Below are 352 nucleotides of genomic sequence, written 5' to 3' on the forward strand. Positions count from 1 at the left end.
AGGTACTCGATCTGCGCTTCGCGGCGCATGGCGATGCGACTGAACACCGACTGCGGCACGATCACCAGGTCCCAGTCCCCGACGGCGCTCTGCCCGACGAAGCGTTGCCGGTCATCGCGCCCGTCCAGGTCGGCGGCGACGAGGATGTTCGCGTTCGGATAGGCGTCGCGGGCCTCGACCGACCACTGCCCGAGCAGGTGATTGGGCACCACGATCCACGGCTGGCGGATCTGCCCGAGCCGTTTGGCTTCCATGCACGAGGCGGTGATCGTCAAGGTCTTGCCGGCCCCGACCACGTGGTCGAGCAGGATCGTCTCGTCGTGCAGGAACCGTGTCACGGCGGCGGCCTGGT

Annotated in this window: 1 protein-coding gene; it reads right to left on the reverse strand. The window is 67.9% G+C overall.

From position 1 onward, the window contains the following. Positions 1-338 (reverse strand): DEAD/DEAH box helicase family protein (locus NVV99_RS26415; RefSeq protein WP_260783290.1); only part of this gene is annotated, 338 nt, incomplete at its 3' end. Positions 339-352: the final 14 nt, after the last annotated feature.

Origin of the sequence: Rhodococcus sp. PAE-6 (genome assembly GCF_025290685.1) — a bacterium.
Taxonomy (GTDB): domain Bacteria; phylum Actinomycetota; class Actinomycetes; order Mycobacteriales; family Mycobacteriaceae; genus Rhodococcus; species Rhodococcus pyridinivorans.